Annotated in this window: 16 protein-coding genes and 1 pseudogene; 7 read left to right on the top strand and 10 right to left on the bottom strand. The window is 69.0% G+C overall.

Translation table 11 applies throughout. The features are described from left to right. Window positions 1–54: 54 nt before the first annotated feature. Genes ACTWQD_RS00170 through ACTWQD_RS00160 form a run of 3 tightly spaced genes read right to left on the bottom strand, consistent with a single transcriptional unit; the run spans window position 55 to window position 3,310 of the window. Window positions 55–1,074 carry a transketolase family protein gene (locus tag ACTWQD_RS00170; protein ID WP_443194192.1) on the bottom strand — a complete coding sequence of 340 codons (1,020 nt, stop codon included), beginning with the start codon at window positions 1,072–1,074 and terminating at the stop codon, window positions 55–57. Next, window positions 1,071–1,973 (bottom strand): transketolase, encoded by a 903-nt coding sequence (locus ACTWQD_RS00165; RefSeq protein ID WP_443194191.1) that lies wholly within the window; start codon window positions 1,971–1,973, stop codon window positions 1,071–1,073. The genes ACTWQD_RS00170 and ACTWQD_RS00165 overlap by 4 nt, the downstream gene beginning before the upstream one ends. Then, the gene (locus tag ACTWQD_RS00160) at window positions 1,973–3,310 is read right to left on the bottom strand and encodes an MFS transporter (RefSeq protein ID WP_443194190.1); all 1,338 of its coding nucleotides are present in this window, start codon (window positions 3,308–3,310) and stop codon (window positions 1,973–1,975) included. The genes ACTWQD_RS00165 and ACTWQD_RS00160 overlap by 1 nt, the downstream gene beginning before the upstream one ends. 207 nt (window positions 3,311–3,517) lie before the next feature. Here ACTWQD_RS00160 and ACTWQD_RS00155 point away from each other — a divergent pair, with 207 nt between their 5' ends. The 4 genes from ACTWQD_RS00155 to ACTWQD_RS00140 are packed head-to-tail and all read left to right on the top strand — an operon-like array spanning window position 3,518 to window position 7,401. After that, on the top strand, window positions 3,518–4,342 hold the full coding sequence (locus ACTWQD_RS00155; RefSeq protein WP_443194189.1) for a sugar phosphate isomerase/epimerase family protein: 825 nt from the start codon (window positions 3,518–3,520) through the stop codon (window positions 4,340–4,342). Between the two features lie 38 nt (window positions 4,343–4,380). Continuing rightward, window positions 4,381–5,157 (top strand): SDR family NAD(P)-dependent oxidoreductase, encoded by a 777-nt coding sequence (locus ACTWQD_RS00150; protein ID WP_443194188.1) that lies wholly within the window; start codon window positions 4,381–4,383, stop codon window positions 5,155–5,157. 28 nt (window positions 5,158–5,185) lie between these two features. Continuing rightward, a complete protein-coding gene (locus ACTWQD_RS00145) occupies window positions 5,186–6,928 on the top strand; it encodes a dihydroxyacetone kinase family protein (RefSeq protein ID WP_443194187.1) in 1,743 nt (580 codons plus the stop codon). After that, complete coding sequence (locus ACTWQD_RS00140; protein WP_443194186.1) at window positions 6,925–7,401, top strand: RpiB/LacA/LacB family sugar-phosphate isomerase; 477 nt, start codon at window positions 6,925–6,927, stop codon at window positions 7,399–7,401. The genes ACTWQD_RS00145 and ACTWQD_RS00140 overlap by 4 nt, the downstream gene beginning before the upstream one ends. A 6-nt stretch (window positions 7,402–7,407) precedes the next feature. Here the strand turns inward: ACTWQD_RS00140 and ACTWQD_RS00135 are convergent, their stop codons facing one another. From ACTWQD_RS00135 to ACTWQD_RS00120, 4 genes are all read right to left on the bottom strand, one after another. Beyond that, window positions 7,408–8,526: a sulfite oxidase gene (locus ACTWQD_RS00135; RefSeq protein ID WP_443194890.1), complete on the bottom strand. Its 1,119-nt coding sequence runs from the start codon at window positions 8,524–8,526 to the stop codon at window positions 7,408–7,410. Between the two features lie 142 nt (window positions 8,527–8,668). Continuing rightward, window positions 8,669–9,523 (bottom strand): SDR family oxidoreductase, encoded by an 855-nt coding sequence (locus tag ACTWQD_RS00130; protein ID WP_443194185.1) that lies wholly within the window; start codon window positions 9,521–9,523, stop codon window positions 8,669–8,671. A 3-nt stretch (window positions 9,524–9,526) separates the two neighbouring features. Beyond that, entirely contained in the window at window positions 9,527–10,531 is a 1,005-nt protein-coding gene (locus ACTWQD_RS00125; protein ID WP_443194184.1) for an aldo/keto reductase family protein, read from the bottom strand. Window positions 10,532–10,571: 40 nt separating this feature from the next. After that, window positions 10,572–11,210, bottom strand: coding sequence for a hypothetical protein (locus ACTWQD_RS00120; RefSeq protein WP_443194183.1), 639 nt, complete (start codon window positions 11,208–11,210; stop codon window positions 10,572–10,574). Window positions 11,211–11,442: 232 nt separating this feature from the next. Between ACTWQD_RS00120 and ACTWQD_RS00115 the strand changes: the two genes are divergently transcribed. Beyond that, complete coding sequence (locus ACTWQD_RS00115) at window positions 11,443–11,868, top strand: YchJ family protein (protein ID WP_443194889.1); 426 nt, start codon at window positions 11,443–11,445, stop codon at window positions 11,866–11,868. Here the strand turns inward: ACTWQD_RS00115 and ACTWQD_RS00110 are convergent. From ACTWQD_RS00110 to ACTWQD_RS00100, 3 genes are all read right to left on the bottom strand, one after another. Continuing rightward, on the bottom strand, window positions 11,865–12,689 hold the full coding sequence (locus tag ACTWQD_RS00110) for a TIGR04086 family membrane protein (protein WP_443194182.1): 825 nt from the start codon (window positions 12,687–12,689) through the stop codon (window positions 11,865–11,867). The two genes, ACTWQD_RS00115 and ACTWQD_RS00110, sit on opposite strands and share 4 nt — an antisense overlap. A gap of 77 nt (window positions 12,690–12,766) precedes the next feature. Beyond that, the gene (locus tag ACTWQD_RS00105) at window positions 12,767–14,791 is read right to left on the bottom strand and encodes an acyl-CoA dehydrogenase family protein (protein ID WP_443194181.1); all 2,025 of its coding nucleotides are present in this window, start codon (window positions 14,789–14,791) and stop codon (window positions 12,767–12,769) included. Between the two features lie 64 nt (window positions 14,792–14,855). Further along, the gene (locus ACTWQD_RS00100) at window positions 14,856–15,182 is read right to left on the bottom strand and encodes a hypothetical protein (protein WP_443194180.1); all 327 of its coding nucleotides are present in this window, start codon (window positions 15,180–15,182) and stop codon (window positions 14,856–14,858) included. 275 nt (window positions 15,183–15,457) lie between these two features. Between ACTWQD_RS00100 and ACTWQD_RS00095 the strand changes: the two genes are divergently transcribed. Both ACTWQD_RS00095 and ACTWQD_RS00090 read left to right on the top strand, forming a co-directional pair. After that, window positions 15,458–16,906 (top strand): DUF3375 family protein, encoded by a 1,449-nt coding sequence (locus ACTWQD_RS00095; RefSeq protein ID WP_443194179.1) that lies wholly within the window; start codon window positions 15,458–15,460, stop codon window positions 16,904–16,906. Window positions 16,907–16,908: 2 nt separating this feature from the next. After that, window positions 16,909–17,766 (top strand): annotated as a pseudogene (locus ACTWQD_RS00090) (DUF4194 domain-containing protein); the annotation flags it as partial. Between the last annotated feature and the right edge of the window lie 22 nt (window positions 17,767–17,788).

The following is a 17,788-nucleotide window of genomic DNA, read 5'->3' as shown; positions in this document are numbered from 1 at the left end:
GGCAGAGGCGCGGCGCAGGCCGTGGCCCTCCGCCGCGCCTCTGCCCTGCACCGGCTAGCCGAGTTCGGCGAGGACCTTCGCGACGATTTTGTCGACGGTGAGTCCGTAGCGGTCGTGGAGGGTGGGCAGGGCGCCGGCGTCGAGGAACTCGTCCGGCAGCGCGACGGGGACTACCCGTTTGCCCAGTCCAGCGGTGACGACGGCGGACGCGACGGTTTCGAAGAGCCCGCCCACCACGGAGTGGTTCTCCAGGGTGACGGCGAGCCGGTCCGTGTTGATCTCCGCCAGGACGGTCTCGGCGTCGAACGGCTTGATGGTGGGGGTGTGCACGACGGCGACGTCCACGTGGTGCGCCGCGAGGGCCTTGGCTGCCTGCAGGGCCCGCATGGTCATCAGCCCGGAGGAAATGAACACGACGTCGTTGCCGCCGCGCAGCACCTTCGCCTTGCCGAGCTCGAACGTGTAGTCGTATTCGTCCAGGACCGTGGGGACGTTGCCGCGGAGCAGGCGCAGGTAGCTGGGCCCTGCGCTGGCGGCGAGCTGCGGCACGGCCTGCTCGATGTCGAGGCTGTCGCAGGGGTCCACGATGGTCAGGTTGGGCATGCCGCGGAAGATCGCCATGTCCTCGGTGGCCTGGTGGCTCGGTCCGTAGCCGGTGGTCAGGCCGGGGAGCCCGCCCACAATGTTGACGTTGAGGTTCGGCTCGGCGGCGTCCAGGCAGAGGAAATCGTAGGCGCGCCGGGCGGCGAACACCGAGTACGTGGACGCGAACGGCACCAGCCCGGTTTCGGCCAGGCCGGCGGCGGCGCCGAACAGCAGCTGCTCGGCCATGCCCATCTGGAAAAACCGTTCCGGATAGGCCTGGGCGAAGATGTGCATGTCCGTGTACTTGCCCAGGTCCGCGGTCAGGCCCACGATCTTGTCGTTCTCCTGCGCGGCCTTGACCAGGGCGTGCCCGAACGGTGCGGACGCGGTTTTCTGGCCGGGGTCCGCGAAGGACGCGATCATGGCCGAGGTCTTCAGTTTCGGCTTTGCGGCCGCTGCAGTGTCGGGGGCCTCGGTGGTGGTGCTCATGCTGAAGCCTTTCCTTCGTAGCCGGCGGTGAGCTGCTCGCGGCAGGTCTGCCATTCGTGTTCCTCGATGCGCATGAAGTGCGCCTTTTCCCGGTTTTCCAGCAACGGCACGCCGCGGCCCACCTTCGTGTCGCACAGGATCACCGAGGGCTTCCCGGTGACGGCGGCCTGGGCTGCGGCGTTGTCGAACGCTGCGAGCAGCGCGCCGACGTCGTTGCCATCCACGCGCTGGGCGTACCAGCCGAAGGCCTCCCATTTCTGGGTGACGGGCTCGGTGCGGAGCACGGTGTCGGTCTCGCCGTCAGCCTGCAGGGCGTTGATGTCCACCATCGCGGTGAGGTTGCCTAGCTGGTGGTGGTGGGCGCCCATCGCGGCCTCCCAGGTGGACCCCTCATCGAGCTCGCCGTCGGAGAGGAAGTTGTAGACCCGTGCCGCGGAGCCCTGGTGCCGCAGGCCCAGGGCGATGCCGACGGCGATGGACAGTCCGTGGCCCAGGGAGCCGCCGGAGATCTCCATGCCGGGGGTGTAGGTGGACATCCCGGACATCGGCAGCCGGGAATCGTCCGACCCGTAGGTGTCGAGTTCACCAACCGGGATGATCCCCGCTTCGGCCAGTGCCGCGTAGTGCCCGATCGCGTAGTGGCCGGTGGAGAGCAGGAACCGGTCACGGGCGGCCCAGTGCGGGTCCGCCGCGCGGAACCGGAGCTGGTCCGCGTACACCGCGGCCAGCATGTCCGCCGCGCCCAGGGCCTGTCCCACGTAGCCCTGGCCCTGGACCTCGCCCATGTTCAGGGCGTGATGCCGGATCCGGTAGGCGGCGGCGCTGACCCGCTCTTTCCGCTCGGCTACGGTTTCGCCGGCGGTGGGGCCGGCCGTCTGCAGTGCGTCGGTTGCTGTCATCAGACGTTCACCGACTCGGGGGTGCTTTTGCTGGCTTCCTCGGCGAGCTGGCGCTCCCGCTTGCCCCAGGTTTCCCGGGTGGCGATCGCAGCCCAGAGGCCGATTGCGGCGTAGAGGCTGAAGAGCAGGGCGGGGCCCATCCAGCCGAAGCTGACGAACAGGAGGGTGGTGATGAAGGGGGTGAACCCGGAGACCATGGCCGAAATCTGGTAGGCCAGCGAGGCTCCCGATGCGCGGGTCTTGGCCTGGAACAGTTCCGGGAACCAGGCGCCCTGGGCGCCGGCGAGGGAGTTCTGGCATACGGCGTAGGAGATCACCAGCGTGGCGATGATCAGGACGAACAATCCGGTGTTGACCAGCAGGAACATGGGGATGCCGAACAGTGCCGCGAAGGCGCAGGACCAGACGTAAAGGGGGCGGCGGCCCACCCGGTCCGTCAGGCGGGCCCATGCCATGGTCGCAAAGATACCGACCGCCGACGCGATGCAGAGGGCGATCAGCGTCTGGGACTTGTCCGCCAGCTCCTGCGTGTGGAGGTAGGAAATCATGTAGGTGATGGAGACGGCGTAGCCCGCAGTCTCGGCGATGCGGAGGCCGATGCCCTTGACGATGTTGCGCCAGTCGGTCTTGATGACCTCCACGATCGGGGACTTCACGATAGTGCCGCTGTCCTTGACCTCGTCAAAAACGGGGGATTCGGGAACCTTGGAGCGGATGATCAGGCCGACGACGACCAGCACGATGCTGGCCAGGAACGGGATGCGCCAGGCCAGTTCGCCGCCCAGCTGGACGCTGAACAGAAACACGAGGTTGGCCAGCAGGAGCCCCACCGGGAAGCCGGCCTGGACGATGCCGGTGTACTTGCCCTTGGCCTTCCACGGGGCGTGCTCGTAGCTCATCAGGATGGCGCCGCCCCATTCCGCGCCGAAGGCCAGGCCCTGGACGATGCGGACGAAGACGAGCAGCGCCGGGGCCAGCAAGCCCACCTGGCTGTAGGTGGGGAGCAGGCCGATCAGGAAGGTGGCGACGCCCATGAGGATCAGTGACGCCACGAGGACGGGCTTGCGGCCGAGCTTGTCACCAAGGTGGCCGCCAATGATGCCGCCGATAGGCCGGGCGGCAAAGCCGACGCCCAGGGTGGCGAAGGCGGCGAGGGTGCCCGTGACAGGGTCGCCCGTGGGGAAGAACGCGGTGCCGAAATACAGGGCGGCAGCTGTGCCGAAACCAATGAAGTCATAGGTCTCGATCACTGCGCCGACGCCGGAGCCGAGGGCGACCCGCTTAGCGTCCTTGGTGCCATGCACCGGCCCCCGCATGCTCAGAGCTTCGTTGCTCATGTGAATCCCTTTCGAAGAGTGGCTGGTGCCGCAGCACCATCACTGTCGACTGTTAACAAATGATACGCCAGTGTGACCCGCGCCATAGGTAAATGTCAACAGTCAACTTCAAAGGTTGACTGTTGACAGTCGACGTCAGTAGTGTGGTCTGCATCACCACCGCACTGCATCAGCACCGCATCAGGCACAACCAGAGGATCAACGACGATGTTCACCCCACGGCTTGGCTGCTCGTCCATCAGCTTCCGGCACCAGGACCTGCCCGCGGCCCTCCGCACCATGGCCGGCCTCGGCTTCGAGGAGATCGACCTTGGCGCCCTCCCGGGCGTCTGTGACCACGTCCCGTACGACCTGGACCTGGCCGCCGTCAATGTCGTGGCGGACGAGGTCGCGGCCTCCGGACTCCGGGTGCGCTCGGTCAACGGGGACATCGGGGACCTCAACGCCGTGCTCGACGCCGGGGCGGAGGCGGCGCGCGAACGGCACCTCACGGCGCTGCTCACCCTCACGGCCGCCACCGGCGCGAAGGCCCTGGTCCTTCCCTGCGGCGCGCTGGACCACGAACCGGTGCGGAGCGTCGAGGAGGATCTTGACGCCGTCGCAGCCGGCCTCATCCACGCCGCACGCCGGGCGACGGAGTTCGGCGTCGAAGTCTGGACCGAGTCGCTGCACTTTCTTCGGTTCTGCTGGAACCTCGAGCGGGCCGAACAGCTCGCCCGGCGGCTGGCAGGGTCGGGCGTCGGGATCGTCATGGACTTCAGCCACATCGTGGCCGCCGGCGAGGACCCGCTCGAGTACCTCCGGCGGCACGAGGGGCGGATCTCGCACGTCCACCTGCGCGACGCGGTGCCGGGCAACATCAACCTCAGCATCGGCAACGGCCAGGCGGACTTCGCCGCGGGACTCCGCGGCCTGGCGGCGCAGGGCTACACCGGACATTTCTCCCTCGAACTCGAGACCCGGGACGTCACCCACGACGAACGCCCGGCTGCGGCAGCGAAAGCCGCGAGCTTCATCACCGACCTCATCTGACCACCCAACAGGCACACCCGTCACACCCTAGGAGCATCATGAGCACCACCATCCAGCGCACCGCCGTCCTCACCGGAGCCACTTCGGACCGGGGCATCGGCATCACCACCGCACGCCGCTACGCCAACGACGGCTGGGCGGTGGTGATCCTGGACCTCGACGGCGAGAAGTCCGCCAAGGTCGCCGCAGAGATCGGCAACGAGTTCAACGTCCCCGCGTTCGGCCACGAGGTGGACGTCGCGAACGAGGGGTCCGTCAACGCCGCCTACCAGGCCGTGGCCGCCGAAGTCCGCTCCGGCAACCTTCCCCCGGTCGGTGCCGTGGCCAACATCGCCGGGATCACCTCGCCGGTGCCGTTCCTGGAAACCACGCTGGACCTGTGGAACAAGGTGATGGCAGTGAACGCGACCGGCACCTACCTCGTCACCAAGGCCTTCCTCCCGGACATGATCGCCAGCGGCTGGGGCCGGATCGTCAACATGTCCTCCGTGTCGGCGCAGCGCGGTGGCGGCGTGTTCGGCAAGGTCCCCTACTCCGCCGCGAAGGCCGCGATCCTGGGCTTCACCAAGGCCCTGGCCCGTGAACTCGGCAACAGCGGTGTGACCGTCAACGCCATCACCCCCGGTGCCGTGGACACCAACATCCGCGTCGGCAGCACCGAGGAGCAGGAAGCGGCCATCAACGCCGGCATCCCGCTGGGGCGGAACGCCTCCACCGAGGAAATCGCCTCCGTCATCGCCTTCCTGTCCTCGGAAGAATCCGCGTACCTCACCGGAACCACCATCGACATCAACGGCGGAAGCCACCTCCACTAGCAGCCCGCCGCAGCCGAGAGAGCCCACCATGACCCGAATATTCAACGACCCGTCCGACTTCGCCGAGGAGGCCCTCGCCGGCTTCTGCGACCTCCACTCCGACCTGGTCCGGCAGGTGCCGGGCGGCACCGTCCGCCGTCGCCGGTCCGCCCGCCCCAAGGTTGCCGTGCTGGCCGGCGGCGGCTCGGGCCACTACCCGGCCTTCGCCGGGCTGGTCGGTGCCGGGCTGGCCGACGGCGCCGTGGTGGGCAATATTTTCACCTCGCCCTCGGCGCAGCAGGCCTATTCCGTGGCGAAGGCCGCGGAAAACGGCGCCGGCGTCATCTTTGCCTACGGCAACTACGCCGGTGACGTGATGAACTTCGGCATGGCCAGCGAACGGCTGGCCGCGGAGGGGATCGCCGTGGAAAACGTCCTGGTGACGGACGACATCGCCAGCGCCCCGCCGTCGGAATCCGCCAAACGCCGCGGCATCGCCGGGGACTTTACCGTCTTCAAGATCATGGGCGCCGCCGCCGAGACGGGGGCCGGCCTGGCCGACGTCGTCCGGCTCGGCCGCAAGGCAAACGGGCTGACCCGAAGCATCGGAAGCGCCTTCCACGGCTGCACCTTCCCGGGCGCCGAGGCGCCGCTGTTCACCCTCGATGACCGCACAATGGGCCTTGGCCTGGGAATCCACGGCGAACCCGGGCTGTTCGACACCGAGCTGCCCCCGGCCCGGGAACTGGGCCAGGAACTGGTGTCCCGGGTGCTCGCGGAGACGCCGCCCGGCGCCGGCCGCCGGATCGCCGTGCTCCTTAACGGCCTCGGCTCCACCAAGCACGAGGAGCTCTTCGTGCTGTGGCTGGCCGTTGCCCCGCTGCTGCGGGAGGCAGGCTACACGCTGGTCATGCCGGAAGTCGGGGAACTGGTCACCAGCCTGGACATGGCCGGGGTTTCGCTGACCGTCACCTGGCTGGATGAGGAGCTCGAGCCGCTCTGGACAGCCCCGGCCGAGACACCGGCCTACCGGCGCGGCACGGCAGCCGCGCCGGCGGGGGACGCAGCGGCCGAGCAGACGCTTGACGACGACGCCGGCGCCGGAACCTTTGACGCCGGGCCGGGCTCGCGCGCCTATGCGGACAGCTGCCTCGCCGCCCTCGGGGCCGCACGCACCGCCCTGCATGACGCCGAGCAGCGGCTGGGCGACCTCGACGCCGTCGCCGGGGACGGCGACCACGGGCGGGGGATGGTCCGGGGCATCGATGCGGCCCATGCGGCCGCCGCCGCCGCGCTGGCCCGCGGGGCCGGTGCCGGGTCCGTGCTGGCCGCGGCGGGTGATGCCTGGGCCGACAGGGCCGGCGGAACCTCCGGCGTGCTCTGGGGCGCCGGACTGCGGGCCCTTGGTGAAGCCCTCGGCAACGAGGGCGCGCCCGGGACGGAGGACCTCGTGGCCGGGGTCCGGTCCTTCGCAGCCCGGATCGTCGAACTGGGCGGTGCCGAGGTCGGGGACAAGACCATGGTGGATGCGCTGGTTCCGTTCACCGAATCCTTCGCCCTGCTGGCGTCCGCAGGGTCACCGTCCGCGCAGGCGTGGGCGGAGGCAGCCGCCGCGGCCGCTGCCGCGGCGGAAGGCACCGCCGCCCTGCGCCCGCGCAAGGGACGCGCCCGCCCCCTGGCGGAAAAGAGCCTGGGGACCCCGGATCCGGGGGCCACCTCCCTGGCGATGGTTTTCGACGTGATGGGCCCGCACCTGGCCTCCGTCCGCCAGCCGGCCGGGGCACGGGCATGAGCCCCGGCATCCGCCTGGTCCTCGGCGCGGACGAGGCCGGCGTCGACTACAAGAACCGCATCCTCGAGGATCTCCGCTCCGATCCGCGCGTCGGCGAGATCATCGACATCGGCGTCAACCGCAGTGACGCGCCCGAGCAGTTCACCCGGCCCTACCCGTACGTGGGCATCGCGGCCGGGGAGCTGATCCGGGACGGGCACGCCGACCGGGCCATCCTTTTCTGCGGCACGGGAATTGGTGTGGCCATCGCGGCGAACAAAGTGGACGGCATCCGGGCCACCACGGCCCACGACTCCTTCAGCGTGGAACGGTCGGTGCTGTCCAATGACTGCCAGGTCCTGACGATGGGCCAGCGGGTGGTGGGCCTGGAACTGGCCCGCCGGCTCGCCCGGGAGTGGCTGGGGTACACGTTCGACCCGGCGTCGGCGTCGGCGGACAAGGTCAGGGTGCTCACGGACTTCGAGGGGTGCTGAGCCGGGTTACTCCACCGTCACCTTGATCCGCTGGACCACGTTGTTGCCCATGCCCTGGTAGTTCCAGGCCTGCTCCAGCGGCTGGACTGCTCCGGTGGCGTCAGTGGCCCGGCACGCCAGCTCATGCCCGCCGCGGTCGGCCACCCACGGCAGGGACCACGCGCACCAGGCAAAGGGGCCCGCCGGGTGTTCCAGGTGCGCCGGGGTCCACTGGCCGTCGATCCCCACGTCGACCCGCTCCACCGCACCCTCGCCCGACCAGGCCCGGCCGGTCAGCATTACCGGCCCGGCCGGCAGCACCCGGCTCCGCGTGAAGAAGTCCGGTACACCGGGCGGGACCATCAGAGAGCGGACCTTGATCCACGTGACCGGAGTGCCGGCGTCGTCCGCGTCCTGCTGGTAGCGGTAGGCCACCGCCTGCTGGAAACCGTCGAACGTCCTGGTCAGCACATTGATCGAGGAGAGCCACTTCACGCTGGCCATGCCGTACCAGCCGGGGACCACCAGCCGCAGCGGGTAGCCGTGCTGCGGGGGCAGGTCGTTGCCGTTCATCCGGTAGGCCAGGACGATGTCCGGCCGCAGCGCCTCATTAATCGGGAGGCTGCGGGCGAACTGCTGCCGGACACCGCCCTGGAGGCCGCTGTCCGCGCCGGTGAAGACCACCTCGACGGCGTCGTCCTCCACCCCGGCCTGCGCCAGCAGGTAGGCGAGCGGCACCCCGCTCCACACGGCCGTGCCGACGGCTTCCAGTTGCCACGGCTGGCTCAGCGGCCGGGGCCGCAGCAGGGAGCGGCCGTTGCCGGCGCATTCCAGGGTCACGGGGATGCTGATCCTCGGTGCCCGGCGGAGCGCCTTGAGGTTCAGTTCCAGGGACCGCTGCACGGCGCCGCCGATCCGCAGGTGCCAGTGCTCGGCGTCGATGAACGGGATGTCGAAGTGGTTCAGCAGGTAATGCAGCCCTGCGGGGGTGGTGTCGTTCTGCAGGGCTTCCAGCGGCATGGAGTGGTTCCGCGCCGCGAGCTGGAGTTCCTCCGCCGTCAGCGGGCCGTGGCTCGGTTCGCCGGGGTGCGGCGAGTGCGTCCGGCCGTGGCGGGGGCTCTTGAGGATGGAGGAGTGGCGGGACATCTGCTTGGGCATGGCGCTGCGATTCTCCTGAAGGACCAGCCCGGTGGTGGACCGGTGTGACCTTTAATCAGGTCTACGCCGCGGCCCGGAAACCGTCAACACCGGGGATGGCCGCGCCCGGGCTGGTTAGGGCGCATCCGCGCTAGATCGTGTGCGACCCGGCCAGGAACCGGGCGAGGCTCAGCGGTTCGCGGCCGGTGAGTTCGTGCACGGCCGACGTCGGCCCCGCGAGTTCGCCGGCGGCGATCGCGGTGTACGTGCTCACCCACGCGTCCACCTGCCACGGCGGGGCGCCATACGAAGCCCGGGAGGCGTACGCCTCCTCGACGGTCTCGTTGTGGAAGGAGATGGTCCGGCCGGTCCCGGCGGTGAGGAGCCCTGCGGCCGCCGCCAGGGAGAGGTCCTCGGGGCCGGTGAGGTTGTACGTCCGGCCAACATGCAGGGCGGGGTCCCGGAGCACGGTCACGGCGGAGCGGGCGATGTCCTCCCGGGCGACGGCCGCCATCACACCGTCCCCGGCCGGCCCGCGGATCACGCCGTCCGCACCGGCCAGCAGGGGCAGGAAATCGAGATAGAAGTTGTTCCGCAGGAAGGTGTAGTCCATGCCGGAGGCCTTGATCCATTCCTCCGTGGCGTAGTGGTCCCGGGCCAGGGTGAAGGTGGAATCGGGCGCGGCGCCGAAGAAGGAGGTGTACACGATGTGCCGGACGCCGGCGGCCATCGCAGTGTCCACAAACGAGTAGTGCTGCTGCAGGCGGTCCTCCGCCTCGGAAGCGGAGACCATAAACAGCGTCTCCACCCCGTCCAATGCCCCCTTGGCCAGCACCGGGTCGGCGTAACTGCCGACCACCGGGACCGCGCCCTCCAGTTCCGGGGCGCGGCCGGCGTCGCGCACCAGCAGCCGCTGCGGGCTGCCCGCCTCGGCCAGGAGCCGGGCCACCATGCCGCCCAGGTGGCCGGTGGAGCCGGTGACGGCGAGTGCGGGCGCCGCAGCCATCCCTTATGCCTCCCGGGAAGCGGGGGACTTGGTCCGGGCGGGGTCCCGTTCGGCGAGCGGGCCGATCACGTCGTCAATCTTCGCCATGATCCCGGCGTCCAGCTTCACGCCGGCGGCCGCCACGTTCTTCTCGATCTGCTCGGGCCGGGACGCGCCCATGATGGCCGAGGCCACGTTCGGGTTCTGCAGCACCCAGGCGATGCTCAGCTGGGCCATGGTGAGGCCCGCCTCGTCGGCGATCGGCTTGAGCCGCTGCACGCCGGTAAGGACCTCGTCGGACATCCAGCGCTCGATCATCTTCGAGCCGCCCTTGGCATCCGTGGCCCGGCTGCCCTCCGGGGCAGGCTTGCCGGGGTGGTACTTGCCGCTCAGCACACCCTGGGCAATGGGCGACCACACAATCTGGGAGAGGCCCAGCTCCTCAGACGTCGGCACCACTTCGGCCTCGATGACGCGCCACAGCATGGAGTACTGCGGCTGGTTGGAGATCAGCTGGAAGCCCAGTTCCTTGGCGAGGGCGTGCCCGTCGCGGATCTGGGCGGCGGTCCATTCGCTGACGCCGATGTAGAGGGCCTTGCCCTGCCGCACGATGTCGGCGAACGCCTGCATGGTTTCCTCCAGCGGCGTCTCGTAGTCGTAACGGTGGGCCTGGTACAGGTCCACGTAGTCCGTCTGGAGCCGGGTCAGTGAGCCGTTGATGGCCTCCATGATGTGCTTGCGGGACAGGCCAAGATCATTGTGGCCCTTGGGGCCGGTGGGGCCGAAGACCTTCGTGAAAATCTCCAGCGACTCGCGCCGCTCGTCCGCCAGCGCCTTGCCGAGGACGGTCTCCGCGGCCGTGTTGGCGTAGACGTCAGCGGTGTCGAAGGTGCTGATCCCGGCGTCGAGCGCGGCCCGGACACACTGGGTGGCGACGTCGTTCTCCACCTGGGAGCCGTGCGTCAGCCAGTTGCCGAACGTGATTTCCGAAATTTTGAAGCCGCTGTTCCCGAGGTATCTGAATTCCATGGGTTCCAACGTAGCCGACATGCTTGCCCGGGGTAAGGGTTCAGCCGGCTTTGCGTTCCTGGGCCCGGGCTGCCGGCCGCTGCTGGGCCTGTTGCGTATGGGGAGGTTTCTGCGGCAGCGGCAACCGGCCAGGAACGGAGACCAGCGAGCCCGTGTCCAGCAGGGATTGTGCGGCAGGCATCGCGGCCTTTTTGAAGGCAGGCGGGACAGTTCCGAGCTGGCCGTTGCGGTCCGTTGCGGACTCCACGAGGGGAGCCACCGCGGTCACGTCCCGCGCGGGAACGGTGGGGCTGGGGAGTTCGCGGACGGATACCCTGACGGCGGGGGCCGCCTCCGCCTTGGCCCGTGCGGCGGCGCGGGCATCGGCCTGCGCGACGGCGGCAGCCCAGTCCGGGGACAGCTCCGGTTCCTTTTTGGCCGGCTTAGCCGGCTTAACGGGCTTCGCAGCCTTCCCTGGCTTCGTCACCTCGGGGGCCGTTACGGCGGGCCGCGCTGAACGGCCGGTGGCCTTCAGCAGCACACGCCCCACGGCCATGATGATCACCGCGGCGAGCCGGCCAAGGCCTGCGAGCACCAGCGTGGCCACAAAGACGAGGAATAGACCGAAGAACATGACCAGCGCCACTGCGAGGGTGCCGAAGAAGGTCAGGTTGAGGGCGATGGTTGTCGGATCTTCCATGTCACCTCTCCTGGCCGGCCTTGCAGCGACGTTGCCCGCCACGAGCGGCGGGCAACAGCACCCCTTAACCATACGGACTTTTTCCGCCGCCGTGCCGCCATCGGGTGTCCACGCCGGGGTATGTTGCCCCCGGCCGGGGCTGCGGACCCCCGGCCCGCCGGGCCCCGCGCCTATAGTCTGGAGGAACGCTGCCGGCGAAGCCCGGCCCGCTGAAAGGACAATTGTGACGCCCCTGTCTGTTTCCGGCCACGGCCCGGGTGCCCGGCCGGACCAGCCGCCGTTTCGCGGCAACTGTCCCTGCCTGTCCGGGGAGCAGTACGCGGACTGCTGCGGCCGCTTCCACTCCGGCGCGGCGGACGCCCCGACAGCGGAACAGTTGATGCGGTCCCGGTACAGCGCCTTCGTGGCGCTGGACGCCGGCTACCTGCTGCGCACCTGGCACCCGGACACTCGGCCGGCCTCACTGGAACTGGACCCGGACATGCAGTGGCGGCGCCTGGACATCCTTTCCACCGCTCGCGGCGGCCCGCTGGACACCGAGGGCACCGTGGAGTTCAAAGCCCACTTCCGGCACGACGGCGACCGCGGAGTCCACCACGAGACCAGCCACTTCCGGCGCGTCAGCCGCCGCTGGTACTACCTTGGCGAAGCTGGCTAGCGTTCTTCGACGGTATCCACCGGGGTGAAGCCTGCACGGTCCACCTTGCGGTGGAAGCGCATGCCCGCGGTTCCACCGAGGACGGCGCCCACCAGGGCGACGGCGGCTACGACCACCGCTGCGATGATGCTGGTGGTGGTCAGTTCGCCCTCGTTGACCGGGATGCGCGGGAAGCTGTTGAGCTGGGCCAGGATGTTGTATTGCTGGCCGGCCACGAGGCCGAGAATGGCTACGACCACCGCGGCGATGAGTGCCCAGACCCACACCATAAAGCCCTGTTTGGCGCCGTTGAAGCGCGCCATCCGGCCGGCGACATAACCGCCGGAGAAGTACGACACGAACAGGATGACCAGCAGCACGATAATCCCGGCCATTCCCACCGTTTGGTCGGCGGAATTCACAGCCGCGTTGACGTCCGTGTTGGTGGCGAGGCCGACGGCGGTGCCGGCGGCGGCGACCAGCGCGGTCAGCAGCACGGCCATGCCGGTGGCGGCGAGCCAGCCGAAGAACGCAGAGCCGACCTTGATGCCGCCGAACTGCTCCTTCTCCCGGGCCACCACGGTTTCCCGGGTGGGCACCTCCTCGACGATCGTCTCACGCACCGGTTCCTCATGGCGCACCGCCGTCACCGGCTGGCTGCGCGTCGGTTCCGTGCGCGCTGTGTCCGTGCGCGCTGTATCCGTGCGCGCTGTATCCATGCGGACGGTATCCGTGCGGGCCGTGTCCTCCCGCGCGTCGTGGATCCGTGCGTTCTGGCTGTCGGCCGGGGTGCCGGCGGCGGATCGTGTGGTGCGGTCCTCGGGACCTGCTGGGCTGCTCATGTGGTCCACCTAACCACGGGCACCACAAGGTAGCAAGGATGCTTACTATGTGTTGGGCGTGCCCCGCCGTGCCCTGGTCACCGGTACCTGCGGTGCAGGTTCTCCTTGACCGAGGCGCGGGGAGTTGCATCGGCGATCCAGGGGCCTGTGCCTTCGGACTGGTCCAGGACGCCGGCCTCCAGCCACTCGTAGTCGCCAGCCAGGACGTTGCGCGCGAGCACATGGTCGCCGTCGTCCGTATTGCGCCAGAGCTGGTCGAAGTACTCATCCACCCGCACGCGTGCCTGTTCGCAGTACGCCTCGGCAAGTTCGTAGGCGGAAGCGCCCCGCTCCGGGGAGGTGCGCAGCAGCATCTCAGCCCGGGAGCAAGCGGCGGCCATCGCGAACAGTTCGGCGCCGATGTCCACAATCCTGCCCAGGAAGGCCTGTTTGTGCTCAAGTTTCGCCTGCCAGCGCCCCATTCCGTAGAAGGTCTGGCGGGCCAGCCGCCGGGAGGACCGTTCGACGAACCGCAGCTGCTTCGCGAGCCGGCCGAAGTCGCTGTAGGACCGCGGGTCCAGGCCGGCCCCGGCCACAAGCCTGGGAAGCCACCGCGCGTAGAAACCGGACGCGCCCACAGCGGCCCGGGCCTTGTCCGACAGCGTGGCGTCCTCCGACGCGAGGTCCCCGGCGGCCGCGAGGTGCGCATCCACGGCTTCCCGGGCAATGAGCAGTTTCATGATTTCCGAGGAACCCTCAAAAATCCGGTTGATGCGCAGGTCGCGGAGCTGCTGTTCGGCCGGCACGGCGCGCTCGCCGCGGGCCTCCAGCGAGTCCGCCGTTTCGAAGCCGCGGCCGCCGCGGATCTGCACCAGCTCGTCGGCGATCCGGCAGCTGATCTCGGTGGACCAGAGCTTGGCCAGGGCAGCCTCGATCCGGACGTCCTTTTGGCCGGCGTCGGCCATTTCGGCGGACAGCTCAAACACGGCGTCCAGCGCGAACGTGCTGGCCGCGATGAACGCGATCTTCTTGCCCACGGCTTCATGCCGGCCGACGGGCCGGCCCCACTGGGTGCGGGCATTGGACCACTGGCGGGCGATCTTCAGGCTCCACCGCCCGGAACCGACGCAGAGTGCGGGCAGCGCGAGACGGCCGGTATTGAGCGTGGTGAGGGCAATCTTCAGGCCCTGCCCTTCCCTGCCCAGCCGGTTCGCCGCGGGTACACGGACCTGGTGGAAACGGGTGACGCCGTTCTCGATGCCCCGCAGGCCCATAAAGGCGTTGCGGTTCTCCACGGTGATGCCGGGGGAATCCATCTCAACTACAAAGGCGCTGACGCCGCCCTTGTGGACCGTGCCGTCCGCGTCCGTGCGTGAGGGGACCACCGCCATGACCACCACCAGCTCGGCGATCACGCCGTTGGTGGTCCAGAGCTTCACGCCGTCCAGCACGTAGGACTCGCCGTCCTCGGACGGGACAGCGGTCGCCCCCATCCGGGCGGGGTCGCTGCCGACGTCGGGCTCGGTCAGTAGGAACGCGGTGATGGCCCCGGAGGCGCAGCGCGGCAGGTATTCCTGTTTCTGTGCGGGGGTGCCGAAGACCTTGACCGGTTCCGGGACGCCAATGGACAGGTGGGCGGACACCAGGGCGCCGAGGCTGGGGTGGATCGAGCCCAGAAGCGCCAGGGCCCGGCCGTAGTACACCAGCGAGAGGCCCAGGCCGCCGTAGTCGCGGGGGATCTTCATCCCGAAGACCCCCAGCCCCGCCAGCCCCCGGAGGTATTCATCCGGAATCCGGGCATCGCGCTCAATGGTGCGCCCGGACAAGGTGCGGCAGTAGTCGGTGAGGCGGGCCATGAACGCTTCGCCGCGCTCGACGTCGTCCGCCGGGGCTTCCGGCCACGGGTGGATCAGGCTGAGGTCGAAGCTGCCAAGGTACAGGCCCTTGGCGAAACTGGGCCGGTCCCAGCTGGTCTCGCGGGCGGCCTCGCTCAGGGCCCGGGCGTCGGCGGCGGTGGCGTCGGGCCCCAGCGCCTCGGGCGGGACGGGAACCTCCGTGGCGGTGCCTCCGGACGCGTTGCCGGCTGAGTTGTCGGTGGCTGGGTTTTCAACGGCGGAGCTCATCGGGCATCTCCTCTGACCGGGGTTACCGGCTCGAGCCCTGGATCCGCCGCGGGTGGAGGACCCTTCAGCTGTCCCGCAATACTACCCGCGGGTAAGTGCCGGTACTAGGGGCCGGTTGGCCCATAATTTCGGCGGCGATGTCCCCGGCGAAGTCGCCGGAAAGCTCCACTGCCGAGGCGTGGTGGACCAGCCGGTCCCAGGCGTGGTTGATGCCGTGAACCAGCCACAGCAGGACGTTCGACGCGACGATCCAGGCGAGCCGGCCGACGCCCACCAGCACCAGGGCGAGGAACGACGCCGTCATCAGAAAGACTGTGATTACCAGGGCAAACACCAGCGTTCCGATGAACACCAGCGTCGCCGTTTCCACTGCGCTTAGGTCGAACTGCATTCTTCCCCCTGCAACATCGCTTTCGGTTGAATCAGTAGCCCGAGCGTAGGGGGCGGGAGTTGGGCCAGCCAGCGCCGGACACGCGTGCCGCGCCTCTTGATATGGGATCGAAATGCTACCGGGGCGTAGGTCACGGCGTGGTCGCGAAAACCTCACCTGCCCGGCTGGCGGGGGGCGGCCGGCGGGGACACCCGGGGCCTGCGTTAACCTTGTAGCTGGCAGTTTTACGTATCCGCTGCCCCTATCCCCATCCCACGGCAGCTGAAGGAGAGTGCGTGTCCCGCTCCGCCCTGTCCTCCGCCGACGCCATCAGCGCCCGGCTGCGGGACCTCGAACTCCTCACCAAGGGGCCGGCCTGGGCGCTGACGCGCTCTGCGCCCTGGGTGATCGCCGTGCTGCAGGCGTCCTTCACCCGGACCCGGCCGCAGCTGCCGCTGGAACAGTTCCACGCCGACGTCGACGCCTTCCTGGAGCAGCTCCGCCGCCAGGACCCGGGGCTGGGCGGCTCGGCGAACGGGAAATCGTTTGGCGACGAATGGACCCGGAAGAACTTCCTGACTCGACGGAACCAGTCCGGGCAGATCGTGTATGAAGTCACCGAACCCGCGGCCCGCGTGCTGGCCTTCCTGGACAGCCTCTCCAGCGAACGTTCCACGCTCAACGGCTCGCGCCTGGGCACGCTGCTGGGCGACGTCGAGAAGCTCGCCAACGAGACCAACCCGGACCAGAGCGCCCGGCTGGAGTCCCTCGAAGAGGAAATCGGCGAGCGGCGCCAGCTGATTGAGGACATCAGCTCCGGTGATTTCGACGGCCTGCTCGACGACGAGGAAGCCGTTGAAGCGGCCGGGAACATCCTGGACCTCGCCGCCAGCCTGCCCGCGGATTACAAAAAGATGCGTGACCGGATCGAGGAGCTGGTGGGTGAGCTCCGGAACCAGATCATTGAGGAATCCCTGAGCAAGGGCGCCACGATGGCCCAGGTGCTGGACGCGGACAAACGCCTCCGGCAGAGCCCCGAGGGCCGGACCTTCCGTTCCTTTACGGCGTTTCTGGAAGACCCGCAGCAGCAGCTGCGGTTCCGGTCGGCGATCGGCGAGGTGCTGAGCCGGCAGTTCGCGGACGACCTCAGCCATGAGGAACGCGAGACCCTGAAGAACCTGGTGGCGGAACTGCGTGCCCAGCACAGCCAGATCCAGCGGATCTACGGCAAGCTCAGCGAAAGCCTGAACACCTACGTCCAAAGCGACGACTTCCGCCAGTCCGTGCGGCTCCGCAAGGTCCTCCGGGAGGCGGAACAGGCCATCCGGTCACTGCCGTACGAACGGGAACGCCCCGGCCTGGTCCGCGGTCCTGTCCTGTTCAATGCCGGCTTCGAGTCCCTGGCCATGGTCAAGCTGTTCGACCCGGACGAGTTCGCGGCCCCGCCCAGGCTGGCCGACCCGATCGCGTTCAGCGACTCGGACCGGGTGCGCTCGCCGCGGACCGGCAAGGCCCGGCCGGAGGCCATCCGCGCCGCCCTTGCCGGCGCCGCGACACTGCCCGAGGCCTGGGAACAGCTTCCGGCCGAGGAACGCCACATCAACTCGATCCGGGCACTGCTGTCCCACGCCCTGCACGGCGGTGCGGGCTTTGACCGCGCGGCCTGGGACACCGTCGAGTTCGAACAGATCGACGGCTCCACGCGCACCGCGTACCTGCCGGTGGTCACGCTCAAGAAGGACTGAAGATGACTGAACTTTCCCACGACACGGCGGAGAGCACCGTGGAAGACGCGGCCCAGGCGGCGGACGGCGCGGCGCAGCCCGCGGAGCCGGCCCAGCAGGGCGGCCATGTGCACAGCGACCCCTTTTCGGTTACCCCGCGGGACACCTTCGTCGACGGCGCAGCCCTGTTCCCCGGAGATACCGGCGTGCTCCCGATGAAGGTCCGGCAGGCCCTGGTGAAGCTCCTCAAGGGCCCGTACATTGACGGCGGCCGGGACGAAAAGCTCTGGACCACCCTGCTGGACAACCAGCTGATCCTGCGCAGCCGCCTGTCCGAACTTTTCCTGACCCTGCAGCTGGACCATGACCGCAAGGTGGCAGTGCTGCGTCCGGTGGACCCGGAGGCTATCGGCGGCAGCACCCGTTCCAGCATCCTGCGCCAGCAGCGGGCCCTCAGCCGGGTCGAGACGATCGTGCTGCTGCGCCTCCGGCTGCTCCTGGACCGCCACGTCACGGCCCAGACCGACCCCACTATCACCCGCGAGGAAATCGCCGACCTGGTGGCCCACTACCAACCCGCCGGCCACCAGGACGCCCTCCGCGATGCCGACGTGGTCAACCGCGCCATCACCAAGCTCCTGGCCCGCCAGCTCCTCCTCGCCACCGGCCTGGACGAGGTCTACACCATCTCCAACGCCCTTCCCCTGGCCCTCCCGTTCGACAACATCGGCGACATCCCCGCCCAAATCGAAGCCCTGGTCGCAGCCAGCACCGACCAGTCAGGAACAGAACCCCTCTTGGAGCTCGACGGCGAAAACGACGGCGATGCCGCCGCAGATGAAGCAGAAGGCGACGACAGCGACGACGCCGAGAATGTCGCCCGAGGTGACCTGACCAACGAAG

Source organism: Pseudarthrobacter sp. 1C304 (assembly GCF_052245515.1).
Taxonomy (GTDB): Bacteria; Actinomycetota; Actinomycetes; order Actinomycetales; family Micrococcaceae; genus Arthrobacter.
This window is presented reverse-complemented; position numbering and strand designations above follow the sequence as displayed.